A 12,396-nucleotide genomic window follows, 5' to 3' on the forward strand; every position below is an offset into this window, starting at 1 on the left:
GACAATTTGACGCATTAGCCAGACTGATGCTCATTCCAGACATCAGGCTGACGCTGAATAGGAATTGTATGATGTCAGCACCTGACAGCCCCCTGAAACATTATTTATGGCCTTTTTTTGTCCTGATGTTTTTTGTCCTCAGTATTTCCGTAACAGCGGTTCCGGAAGTGGCAGCCTCAGAAAACGGTGGACACAAAGCAGAAAATCGACAGCAGAAACGCCTGCAGGCTCATAAGCCCTCCGATAAATCAGAAGACACCGCACAGCAACGCCTCCGCCTTATTCTGCCTGAGGCGACAGAGATATCGTCTCCCGAAGGTGATTTCGGTATCCGGACCATCAAAGGAAATGACCGTTTACTGGGCTATATGTTTGAAACAATCAACGTAGCCAATATTCCTGCCTACTCCGGCAAGCCGATTAATATGCAGGTTATCCTCAGCCCTGAGGCCGTTATTCTTGATGCCTGGCTGCTGGAACACCACGAGCCAATTCTGCTGGTCGGTATTCCGGAACAGAAGCTGGTTGATTTTGGCGTAGCCTATCAGGGCATCAGGGCTGATCAGCGCGTCGTGGTTGGCAGCACCAATGATGAAAACGCTGTGACCGTCGATGCCATCACCGGTGCCACCGTTACCGTGATGGTTGTGAATGAAATCATCATGAAGGCCACTCACACAGTCGCCGCATCATTGGGACTGGTCGAAGCGCAACTGTCACAGAAACAGAAACCCGCCAATATTCTGCCAGAGGTTTACAGTAACGCCGGCTGGCAGCAGCTGACCGGAGACGGCTCCATCCGTCGTATGCACCTGTTACGCTCCCAGGTGGACGAATCATTCAGGGGCACCGACGCCGAGCAGGTGGAAAAAGCCACAGCGGATCAGCTTAACGATACCTTTATTGATCTGTATGTTGCCTATCTGAACGCGCCAACTATTGGCCGCAACCTGTTGGGTGACAGTCAGTACCGTTTCCTGATGGAGGAGCTGAAACCCGGCGAGCACGCCATTGCTGTGCTGGCCAACGGCATGTTCTCATTTAAAGGATCAGGCTATGTGCGCGGCGGTATTTTTGACCGCATCCAGCTGCGTCAGTTTGGTGATGTTATCTCCTTCCGCGATCTGGACCAGCAACGTCTGTACGATGTCATGGCCGACGGCGCACCGGAGTTTAAAGAAAAATCGCTGTTTATTATCCGTGACAAAAGCCATTTTGACCCTGGCACTGACTGGACCTTTGAGTTGCTGGTACGCCGCCAGACAGGCCCGGTGGATGGCGTATTCACCAGTTTCGAACTGGGTTATCAACTGCCCCAAACCTACTTCGAACGGCCAGCATTAACAGCCGAAGAACTGGCTGCCATTGAAGAAGCCAACCGCCCTCTGTGGCTGAACATCTGGTATCAGAAGAGTTTCCAGATCGGAGTTCTGATAACTGCCCTGGGTGTTTTGCTGGTGATTTTATTCCTGCAGGATTATTTCACCAGCAAGCCTGCATTTCTGCACTGGCTGCGCCGGGGTTATCTGTTATTTACCGTGTTCTTTATTGGCTGGTATTGCCTCGGCCAGCTGTCGGTTGTCAACGTACTTACCTTTGTTCATTCACTGATGCAGGGCTTCCGCTGGGAGCTGTTTCTCAGCGATCCCGTTATATTTATTCTCTGGGCATTTACAGCAGCCACCATCCTGCTCTGGGGACGGGGAGTATTCTGCGGCTGGCTGTGTCCGTTCGGAGCTCTGCAGGAGCTGATTAACGAAGCCGCCCGTAAATTAAAAATCCGCCAGTATGAATTGCCCTTTGCTTTGCACGAACGCTTATGGGCCGTTAAATACATTATTTTATTGGGTTTATTCGGGCTGTCTCTGGAGTCACTTTCTACCGCAGAACGATATGCCGAAGTGGAACCCTTTAAAACCGCCATCATGCTCAAATTCAGCCGTGAATGGGGCTTTGTTTTCTACGCTGTGTTGTTGCTGGTTATCAATATTTTTACGCGCAAAGTCTACTGCCGTTATATCTGTCCTCTGGGAGCTGCCCTGGCAATACCAAGTAAAGCCCGCCTGTTCGACTGGCTGAAACGCCGTAAAGAATGTGGCCAGCCCTGCCAGCTCTGCGCCAATGAATGCGAGATACAGGCCATTCATCCCGATGGTCATATTAATCATAACGAATGTCACTACTGCCTCGATTGCCAGATGACATATCACAACGATCATAAATGTCCGCCACTGGTTGCTAAACGTAAAAAACAGCAAAGAAATAAACCCGTTCCACAGCGTATCCCGGTGGTACAGATGGATCCGCAAAACTGAAGAAGCCAATCTTGTTCAAGGAGATAGACCATGACAGATGACAGCAATAAAAATGTACCCGGAAAAGAAAAAACCGGACTAAGCCGCCGCGGATTTCTCGGTGCCAGTGCTCTGACTGGTGCCGGTGCGGCACTGGTCGGCGCAGCCGGCCTGGGTTCTGCAGTAATGAGCCGCGAGGCCTTTGCCGCAGCCGCTCAGGACGCCAAAAAGAAATACCATGTAGAGCCAGGTGAACTGGACGATTACATCGGCTTCTGGAGTGGTGGTCATCAGGGCGAAGTGCGCGTACTGGGTATTCCATCCATGCGCGAACTGATGCGGATTCCGGTATTTAATATCGACTCGGCTACCGGCTGGGGCATCACCAACGAAAGTAAGGCGATAATGGGCGATAGTGCGAAGTTCCTGAATGGTGACTGTCACCATCCGCACATCTCCATGAAAGATGGCAAATACGATGGCAAATACGTTTTTATCAACGATAAAGCCAACAGCCGTGTAGCCCGTATCCGCCTGGATATTATGAAGTGTGACAAGATGCTGACCGTGCCTAATGTTCAGGCGATCCACGGACTGCGTCTGCAGAAAGCACCGTACACCAAGTATGTATTTGCTAATGCTGAATTTGTTATGCCACATCCGAACGATGGCAAACATTTCGATTTGCAGGCCGATTACAGCTACACCATGTTTAACGTCATTGACGCAGAAAGCATGGAAATGGCATTTCAGATTATGGTTGACGGTAATCTGGATAACTGTGATGCCGACTACACAGGCCGCTTTGCTGCTTCCACCTGTTACAACTCAGAAAAAGCCTATGATCTGGGCGGCATGATGCGTAATGAACGTGACTGGGTTGTGGTATTTGATATCCAGGCTGCAGAAAAAGCGGTTAAAGCCGGTAAATTCACCACTCTGGGCGACTCTAAAGTACCGGTGCTGGATGGCCGTAAAAAAGGCGAAAAAGACAGCCAGTTTACCCGTTATATTCCTGTACCGAAAAACCCGCATGGCTGTAACACCTCATCCGATGGCAAGTACTTTATTGCCAACGGCAAGCTGTCACCAACCGTATCCATGATCGAAATTGCCAGACTGCCAGACCTGTTTAACGGCAAAATCAAAGATCCGCGTGACACCATTGCTGCAGAACCGGAACTGGGCCTTGGACCGCTGCACACTACCTTCGATGGTCGTGGCAATGCCTACACCACACTGTTTATCGACAGTCAGGTCGTGAAGTGGAATATGGCCGATGCGGTACGTGCCTATAAAGGTGAAAAGGTTAACTACATCAAGCAGAAACTGGATGTGCAGTATCAGCCTGGTCACATTCATGCCTCGCTGTGCGAAACCAGCGAAGCTGATGGCCAGTGGCTGGTTGCTTTGTGCAAGTTCTCCAAAGACCGCTTCCTGCAGGTTGGCCCACTGCACCCGGAAAACGATCAGCTGATCGATATTTCCGGCGAAGAAATGAAACTGGTGCACGATGGCCCAACCTTCGCAGAACCGCATGACTGCACCATGGCACGCCGTGATCAGATCCGTACCCGGAAAATCTGGAAACGGGATGATCCTTTCTTTGCCGGCACCACCGCCATGGCGAAAAAGGATGGAATCAATCTGGAAACCGACAACAAGGTTATCCGTGATGGTAATAAAGTCCGGGTTTACATGACCTCGGTAGCGCCAGCCTATGGCATTAACGAGTTCAAGGTAAAACAGGGCGATGAGGTTACCGTAATCATCACCAACCTGGACCAGATCGAAGACGTTACCCACGGGTTCTGTATGGTGAACCATGGTGTCTCCATGGAAATCAGCCCACAGCAAACTGCGTCAGTTACCTTTGTGGCCGACAAAGTGGGTATGCACTGGTACTACTGCAACTGGTTCTGCCATGCTCTGCATATGGAGATGGTAGGTCGAATGCTGGTTGAACCAGCCTGATCGGCTGGCGGCGGGCCGTGATGCCCGCCGCCCCTCCACAATTGCGGGACACTATGATCCTTTCTGTCTTTTTTTTACTGCTGCTGGCCAGTGCCGGTGCGCAGGCCCAGTACCAGTCATTACCGCTGCAACCGCAGGGGGATATTCTGGTTTTACCCGCCGGTCACTATCAGGGGAATTTTCTGATTGATCAGCCCGGCCACATCCGCTGTGCAGCCAACGCCGTCATCGACGCCGGGGCGCAGGGCCATGCGGTGAAAATTACCGCCGCCAAAGTCAGCCTTGAAGACTGCCATATTATTAACTGGGGACGTAACCTCACCGATCTGGATTCAGCCATATTTGTTGCTGCCCGGGCCGACCATGTACGTCTGCTGAATAATCATCTGCAAGGGGCCGGATTCGGCATCTGGGCCGATACCAGCCAGCATATTGAAATCCACGGCAATCAGATCAGTGGCGATAACACTGTGCGCTCACAGGACCGTGGCAATGGCATTCATCTGTTTTCTGTCCGTCAGGCCAGTGTGACCGACAACGTTATCCGCCACACCCGGGATGGCATCTACATCGACACCTCCAACCACAACACGCTGACCGGTAACGTGCTGGAAGATCTGCGCTACGGAATTCACTATATGTTTTCCAATAACAATGTGGTGCATAACAACACAACCCGCCGCACCCGCACCGGTTATGCCCTGATGCAGAGCCGTAATCTGGATGTACGCAATAATCTGTCTGAAGACGATCAGAACTACGGCATTCTGATGAACTACATCACCTACTCCACCATCAGCCACAACAGAGTGCAGGGGGTGATCAGCGGCAGCACCGGCGACAGCATGATTCAGGGAGCTGAAGGCAAAGCGTTGTTTATCTACAACTCCGTATTCAACACCATCAGCCACAACTACTTTGCCGACAGCGTGATGGGTATTCACCTTACCGCCGGCTCTGAAGACAATAAAATCTTTGGCAATGCCTTTATCGCTAATCAACAGCAAGTTAAATATGTCGCAACCCGAACCCAGGAATGGTCCGAAAATGGCCGCGGAAATTACTGGAGCGATTATCTTGGCTGGGACCGGAATGTCGATGACATCGGCGATCTGATTTACGAACCAAACGACAATATCGACCGCTTGCTGTGGCTTTATCCACAAATGCGTTTATTACTGAACAGCCCGGCCATTGAATTACTGCGCTGGGTACAGCAAGCGTTTCCGGTCGTTAAATCCCCCGGCGTGCGGGACAGCTTTCCCCTGATGCGCCCACCGCTGACAGAGGCCCCTTAAAATGAACCTGGTAGAACTGCAGAATGTCAGTCTTGCTTATGGCCGGATGGAGGTTATAAAAAACCTTTCTCTGCATCTGGCAGAAGGTGAAGTACTTGGTTTGTTCGGCCATAACGGTGCCGGCAAAACAACCACCATGAAAATGATCCTCGGCCTGCTCGCGCCCGGCAGCGGCCATGTTCAGGTATTTGGCAATACTCCGGATCATACCGAAGTCCGTAAGCGGCTTGGTTATCTGCCGGAAAACGTTATGTTTTATCCGCAATTAAGCGGAGAGGAAACACTGACTTATTTTGCCCGCCTGAAAGGTGCAGCTCATCATCAGATCGGAGAATTACTGGAAAAAGTCGGGCTGACCCATGCCGCTACACGTAAAGTAAAAACCTATTCCAAAGGTATGCGTCAGCGGTTGGGTCTGGCTCAGGCGCTGCTGGCAAATCCACGTCTGTTATTACTGGACGAGCCGACCGTCGGTCTGGACCCGGTAGCCACGCAGGAACTTTATCAATTACTGAACGAGCTGCGTCAGAACGGCACCGGCATTATTCTCTGCTCTCACGTGTTACCCGGTGTTGAACCTTATATCAGCCGCGCCGCCATTCTTGCCGGTGGTCAGTTACAGGCTGTCGGTACCCTGAGTGAATTACGCCGTCAGGTAGCACTGCCTACGCGCATTCGCCTTGGCAGCCTCTCGGAACCGGAGCACTGGCAAACCCGGTTATCCGGCCTCGGCTTCGATTCCCGCTGTATTGGCCGCGATGCTCTCGAAGTTCTGACTCACAACGGCGCCCGCCGGGAGTTACTTAACACCCTGATAAACAGCAGCGAAGCCGCCGATCTGGAGGTCAGCCCGCCGTCCCTTGACGATCTGTACCGCCATTTTGCGGTCGTTCCGGCACAGGAGAAATCGCAATGATGCAAGTCTGGAATATCGCCATTAAAGAGCTGAATGATGGTCTGCGTAACCGCTGGCTGCTGGCCATCAGTCTGCTGTTTGCCATTCTCGCTGCGGGCATTGCCTGGCTTGGCTCAGCCGCCGCCGGCCAGGTGGGTTTCAGTTCCATTCCGGCAACCATTGCCAGTCTGGCCAGCCTGGCAACATTTCTGGTTCCGCTGATTGCTCTGCTGCTTGCTTACGATGCCATCGTGGGTGAAGAAGAAGGCGGAACCCTGTTGTTATTGCTGACCTACCCGCTCAGTCGCGGGCAGTTACTGCTGGGAAAATTTATCGGTCACGGGCTCATTCTTGCGCTCGCCACCTCTATTGGTTTTGGCAGTGCCGCCGTCGCCATTGCATTATTGGTCAGCGATCTGGATATCTGGCTTCTGATTCAATCGTTCTCACGCTTTATTTTTTCAGCCACGTTACTGGGCTGGGTATTCCTTGCTTTGGCCTATTTTCTCAGCAGCAAAGCCAGCGAAAAATCCACCGCGGCCGGCCTCGCTCTTGGCGTGTGGTTTCTGTTTGTGCTGGTGTTTGATCTCAGTCTGCTGGCACTGCTGGTCTTCAGTAAAGGGCAGCTCAACCCTGACCTTCTGCCATGGCTTTTACTGCTTAATCCCACCGATATATTCCGGCAAATAAATCTGTCCGGTCTTGGCGACGGCAGTGCAATGAATGGTGTTATGGCTTTGGGGCGGGATTTACCCATCACAAATCCGGGATTGTGGTTCTCATTATTTATCTGGTTGATTGCCAGCCTGGGTATTGCTCATTTCGCCTTACGTCGTCGTGCGATTTAACGTTATAAAGGATAAGTTCATGAAAAAAGTACACTCCATCATTTCTGTTGCTGCCCTGATATTCAGCGCATTACTGGCAGGCTGCAGCCAGCCAACCAGCAGCGAAACCACCACACATTCACCGGTCGCCTTTCACTCATCAGATGAATGCCACGTGTGCGGCATGGCCATCACCCGCTTTCCCGGTCCCAAAGGCGAAGCGATATCGGGCAATGGTGCAACCAGAAAATTCTGCTCATCCGCCGAGATGCTGCACTGGTGGTTACAGCCTGAAAATCAGGTTCAGCAAATGACGTTATACGTTCACGATATGAGCCGCAGCGACTGGAACAGACCGGATGATGCACATCTGATTAATGCCATGCAGGCGTTTTACGTTGTAGCCCCCGATATGGCAGGCTCAATGGGCACGCCCATCGCCAGCTTTGCCAATAAGGAAAGTGCAGCATTGTTTGCCTCGGACAGACAAACCAGCGTGATGACATTCGAACAGCTGAAAGAAGCCCTGCTGCAGCATCAGCAAATGATGGGCGAAAACCATTCCGAAGATCACAGCATGCACCATTGAGGCGGTACGTATTATGGGAATAAGTCCATGGCAGTTACTGATCGTACTGCTGATTGTAATCGTATTATTTGGCAGTAAACGGCTGCGCTCTCTGGGAGGTGATCTTGGTGGTGCGATCCGGGATTTTCGTAAAGCCGCCAATAAACAGCCAGAAGATAACGAGCAATAATCCAGGCCTGTCCGGATGCCGGCAGGCAGCTTCTGAAAATAAATAAAAAGCTGCTATGCCGGCACAAAAAACAGAAAATAATCAGCTCGCCGGACGGAAAATACTGATGACCTCCGGATTACATTCCAGATAGGGCCCATCCATAAGATCAATACAGTAAGGTACAGCGGGAAATACCGCATCCAGACACTGACGTATTGCTTTCGGCTTGCCCGGCAGATTAATAATTAATGATTGTTTTCTGAGTCCGGCAGTCTGACGTGAAAGAATGGCGGTAGGCACATATTTCAGAGACTCCATGCGCATCAGCTCACCGAACCCCGGCATCATACGATCACAGACCGCCTCGGTTGCCTCCGGCGTCACATCACGCAGAGCCGGCCCTGTACCTCCGGTAGTAATTACCAGACAGCATTTTTCCTCATCCACCAGCTCACACAGTGTTTCTTCAATCTGTGGACGCTCATCGGCGATCAGACGATAAACCGCTTCCCACTCACCGGATAAATATTCCGTTAATGTTTCACGGATAGCCTGACCCGAAATATCTTCATAAATACCGGCACTGGCTCTGTCGCTGACCGTCAGAATGCCGATACGGATTTTTTTCTGCATGATAACTCCTGAAGTTTTCCGGAAATTCAGTAACAGGGGTAAATATACAACGATATACCGCCGCTATCAGTTATTGTTATGCGGAAACCTGATGTGAACAATGAAGGTGTTTCTTAAATCACTGAGAAATCCGTACGAAGACTGGGCCGATTCGCACCGGCCCCTCGCAGGTTTTATATTACTGGCAGCTGCCGCAGCAGTCTGAAGACGTTGCTTTAGGTGGTACAAACAGAAAATAATTTTCCAGCGTGATGTGCCGCATAAGATCGTCCACCAGCGTCTGCAGTCCCAGATACAGCGAGCGCCAGCTGTTACAGGCACCGGCCGGAACTTTCATATTATTGGTCAGACTGCACAAGCGGTTAATGGCTTCCAGATGTTCCAGGTGCTCATCCTGCATCACATTAATCGGGCCATTCGGATAAATTCCCCCGGCCAGCATCGGAAACAGGATCTGCTCCTCTTTCATCATATGGCTTTCCAGCTCATGACTCATATCGCGCAACAGATCAGCCAGTCCGGACGGACAGTTGGCGGAATCGCTGTGCACCCGTTCAACTTTGGCAGCCAGGAAGATCAGCTCCGGTAACTGCTCACGATGGCGGGCATGGTAACGCTCCAGGATGTGACCGATCAGTTTCATGCGGGGTTCTTTGCCCCAATCAATGGCGGGATCATCATGATGGTGTTCGGTCATTTCAAGTTCAGCCAGACCGGCCGCCACCTCTTCCGGATCAAGTCCCTTATGTTCCAGTGCCTGCTGCAAGCTCACCATGCCCTGATTGCAGAAATTAATATCCAGCTGACGTAACAAAGCAGAAGCACCGGGAATGGTTGTGGCAATATCACTCAGAGAACGATTCAGAATTTCCATAAACTCTCCTGATATATAAAGGTTTTGATTCAACAGAAGTGATCAGCAAGATGCAGGCCAGCCGCCAGAGCGCATACTTGCTGCCGGTCAACAGAGGGTGGGTATAAATAACCCGGATATTCCCTGTAAAATCTACACTTTGGTAAATACCACCAAGCACATACCAACACAGAGACCTCTCATGCCCGGACAACAGCTGCTTACGGAACTCATCAAAGATATGCCGGCCGGCGAACGCTTTGACCATATCGTTAAAAGTATCCGCACCAGCTTTAACTGTGGCGCTGTCGCTCTGCTGCGCCTGCAGGGTGAGTATCTGCGGCCTGTCGCCGTCTCCGGTCTGGTTACCGAAGCGCATGGCCGTAAATTCAGTCTGGCTCAGCACCCACGCCTGTCGGCCGTTATGACCACCAGCCATGCCCTGCGCTTTCCGCCAGACAGCCCGTTACCCGATCCCTATGACGGCCTGCTGGAGACTCAGCCCGGGGAAGCATTGCCGGTGCATGACTGCATGGGAACCAGCCTCTGGCTGAACGGTGAGCGCTGGGGCGCCCTGACCCTCGACTCTCTGACTCCGGGCACCTTTGATCAGAGCCGCATTGACGAGCTGGACAGCTATCGCCCGGTACTGGAAACGGCCATCCGTATCAGCATGCTGGAAGAAGAAATACGCGGTCTGCGCCGTGTCCGGCTGGATGGTGCCGGCAATATCGCCATTGGCACCGAAGCCGACAATGAAATTATTGGCAACAGCAGTGCCATCCGTCAGATTAAAAAAGAACTCGAAGTGGTTGCGGCCTCCGACCTGCCGGTACTGCTGCTGGGAGAAACCGGTGTCGGTAAAGAAATCTTTGCCAGCTACACGCACCGGCTGTCCGCACGTGCTGCACGGCCAATGGTATATATCAACTGTGCGGCACTGCCGGAACATCTCGCCGAAAGTGAATTATTCGGCCATGTTAAAGGCGCATTTTCCGGTGCCACCAGCGACCGGGCCGGGCGGTTTGAAACCGCAGATAAAAGCACACTCTTTCTTGATGAGGTCGGTGAACTACCGCTGCCGGTACAGGCCAAGCTGCTGAGGGTTTTGCAGAATGGTGAAATTCAAAGACTGGGCAGCGATAAGACCCGCCATGTGGATGTCCGTATTCTGGCCGCGACCAACCGCAACCTGAAAGAGCAGATTACCGAAGGCGCATTCCGGGCCGATCTGTATCATCGCCTGTCTGTTTATCCTATCCCAATTCCTCCCCTGCGTGAGCGCGGGCAGGACATTCCTCTGCTGGCCGGGCATTTTCTGGAATTAAACCGCACCCGCTTAGGGTTGCGCAGCTTGCGCTTATCGGCCGATGCCGAGGCAGCACTGCAGACCTATCCATGGCCCGGCAATATCCGTGAGCTGGAGCATGTTATCAGCCGGGCAGCCATCAAAGCGCTGAGCCGGGGAGCACAACGGCACGATATTGTGACTCTGGATTGCCGTTCACTGGATCTTGAGCTGCCAACCTCCCGTCACCATGCACACGCAACAGGCGAAGACAGCAGTGATTCATTACTGAAAGCGGTGCAGGGAATGCCAATGAAAGAAGCCGTTAAATACTTTCAGCAGACTCTGGTTCTGCACGAACTGCAGCAACAGCAAGGCAGCTGGAGCAAAACCGCACGGGCTCTGGGTATGGACCCGAGTAATCTGCACAAGCTGGCACAGAAGCTCGGGCTTAAATAAACCGTACCGCTTTACTCAGGACTGAGCAGCGCAATCGGCACAGTCCGGGCGGCGGGTAATCCGCCATTCATGAAAGCGGCTGGCACGGGCATCAAACGACAGCAGCCGCCCACACAGAGACTCACCGGCAGCGCTCAGCAGCTTCAGGGCTTCCACCGCCTGTAACGTACCGATAACTCCTACCAGAGGCGACAGCACGCCACTCTCACTGCAATTACGCTGGTCCGGCTGCACATCCGGATACAGGCAACGGTAACAGGGGCTGTCGGCCCGGCGCGGATCAAACACCGTCAACTGACCGTCCATGGCGACAGCGGCTGCACTGACCCAGGGAATCCGGTGTTTCAGCGCCGCTTTATTGAGAGCGTAACGGACCAGAGGCTCGTCGGTGCAATCCAGCACCAGAGAAAACTGCGGTAAAACCTGCTCAAGCCAGGCAGCATCTGCGCGGCGGATTTCGGTATGCACCCGCACATCATGATTCAGCTGCATCACGGTTGCCGCGGCAGACTCGGCTTTGCTCATTCCCACCCGATCCTGCGGATGAATAATCTGGCGTGGCAGATTGCTGAGCTCAACATGATCATCATCCACCAGCGTCAGCTGCCCGATACCGCTGGCCGCCAGATAGGGTAAAGCGGCCGCGCCCAAACCGCCCAGACCAATCACCAGAACATGGCTGTCATACAGGGCCAGCTGGCCATCGATATCAATCTGGGGGAGGAAAATATGCCGGCTGTAACGCAGCAGTTGTTCGTCGTTCATGGTGTTAAGGCACCTCTGAATAATTCTGCACAGCTTCGCGTGAGTGCTGCAGAGTGCTTTTGACAAGGCGTCGATTGCAGTGAATGGCGAGTCCTTTATAAAATCGACAACACCGTCAAAACGCTCTGCAGCCCACGCCCTTCGGGGCTTGCTGAAAAAATCCACTCGCTGTTGTCACGTTTTGACGTAACCCATGATGCCTTCAATATAGTGCCTTCAACGTGGCGCCTTGATCTGAACGTTTTCAGTAAGCCGAAGCGGGCACTGAATTATTCAGAGCTGCCTTAGGGCCTGTTAACACTAAGTGAATCGGGCCTGCTGAGAGCCAGTTTTTCTCAGAACAAGGAGAGAGGAGTGATATTAGCGGGCT

11 protein-coding genes are annotated in these 12,396 nt (G+C 52.4%); 8 read left to right on the plus strand and 3 right to left on the minus strand.

Annotated features, from left to right (window positions below; genetic code table 11):
• The first annotated feature begins 68 nt into the window (after positions 1-68).
• The 7 genes from nosR to tatA are packed head-to-tail and all read left to right on the plus strand — an operon-like array spanning position 69 to position 8,046.
• Positions 69-2,315 (plus strand): transcriptional regulator NosR, encoded by a 2,247-nt coding sequence (nosR, locus tag HUF18_RS02570; RefSeq protein WP_225691025.1) that lies wholly within the window; start codon positions 69-71, stop codon positions 2,313-2,315.
• A 30-nt stretch (positions 2,316-2,345) separates the two neighbouring features.
• Positions 2,346-4,268 carry a TAT-dependent nitrous-oxide reductase gene (gene nosZ, locus HUF18_RS02575; protein ID WP_225691026.1) on the plus strand — a complete coding sequence of 641 codons (1,923 nt, stop codon included), beginning with the start codon at positions 2,346-2,348 and terminating at the stop codon, positions 4,266-4,268.
• Between the two features lie 53 nt (positions 4,269-4,321).
• A complete protein-coding gene (locus HUF18_RS02580) occupies positions 4,322-5,566 on the plus strand; it encodes a nitrous oxide reductase family maturation protein NosD (RefSeq protein ID WP_225691027.1) in 1,245 nt (414 codons plus the stop codon).
• 1 nt (position 5,567) lies between these two features.
• Positions 5,568-6,482 carry an ABC transporter ATP-binding protein gene (locus HUF18_RS02585; protein WP_145468000.1) on the plus strand — a complete coding sequence of 305 codons (915 nt, stop codon included), beginning with the start codon at positions 5,568-5,570 and terminating at the stop codon, positions 6,480-6,482.
• Positions 6,479-7,309, plus strand: a complete 831-nt coding sequence (locus tag HUF18_RS02590; RefSeq protein ID WP_145467998.1) for an ABC transporter permease — start codon at positions 6,479-6,481, stop codon at positions 7,307-7,309. The genes HUF18_RS02585 and HUF18_RS02590 overlap by 4 nt, the downstream gene beginning before the upstream one ends.
• Before the next feature lie 19 nt (positions 7,310-7,328).
• On the plus strand, positions 7,329-7,877 hold the full coding sequence (locus HUF18_RS02595; protein WP_225691028.1) for a nitrous oxide reductase accessory protein NosL: 549 nt from the start codon (positions 7,329-7,331) through the stop codon (positions 7,875-7,877).
• Between the two features lie 13 nt (positions 7,878-7,890).
• A complete protein-coding gene (gene tatA, locus HUF18_RS02600) occupies positions 7,891-8,046 on the plus strand; it encodes a twin-arginine translocase TatA/TatE family subunit (RefSeq protein WP_225691029.1) in 156 nt (51 codons plus the stop codon).
• 81 nt (positions 8,047-8,127) lie between these two features.
• Here tatA and mog read toward each other — a convergent pair whose 3' ends face one another.
• Together mog and ytfE are read right to left on the minus strand one after the other, a co-directional pair.
• Entirely contained in the window at positions 8,128-8,661 is a 534-nt protein-coding gene (mog, locus tag HUF18_RS02605) for a molybdopterin adenylyltransferase (protein ID WP_145467992.1), read from the minus strand.
• Positions 8,662-8,839: 178 nt separating this feature from the next.
• Positions 8,840-9,535: an iron-sulfur cluster repair protein YtfE gene (gene ytfE / locus HUF18_RS02610; RefSeq protein ID WP_145467990.1), complete on the minus strand. Its 696-nt coding sequence runs from the start codon at positions 9,533-9,535 to the stop codon at positions 8,840-8,842.
• 181 nt (positions 9,536-9,716) lie between these two features.
• Between ytfE and norR the strand changes: the two genes are divergently transcribed.
• Positions 9,717-11,261 carry a nitric oxide reductase transcriptional regulator NorR gene (norR, locus tag HUF18_RS02615; protein WP_225691030.1) on the plus strand — a complete coding sequence of 515 codons (1,545 nt, stop codon included), beginning with the start codon at positions 9,717-9,719 and terminating at the stop codon, positions 11,259-11,261.
• Between the two features lie 15 nt (positions 11,262-11,276).
• Here norR and HUF18_RS02620 read toward each other — a convergent pair whose 3' ends face one another.
• Positions 11,277-12,026, minus strand: coding sequence for a HesA/MoeB/ThiF family protein (locus tag HUF18_RS02620; protein ID WP_225691031.1), 750 nt, complete (start codon positions 12,024-12,026; stop codon positions 11,277-11,279).
• Between the last annotated feature and the right edge of the window lie 370 nt (positions 12,027-12,396).

It is taken from the genome of Thalassolituus sp. ST750PaO-4, from assembly GCF_020320405.1.
Lineage (GTDB): Bacteria > Pseudomonadota > Gammaproteobacteria > Pseudomonadales > Oceanobacteraceae > Venatoribacter > Venatoribacter alkanivorans.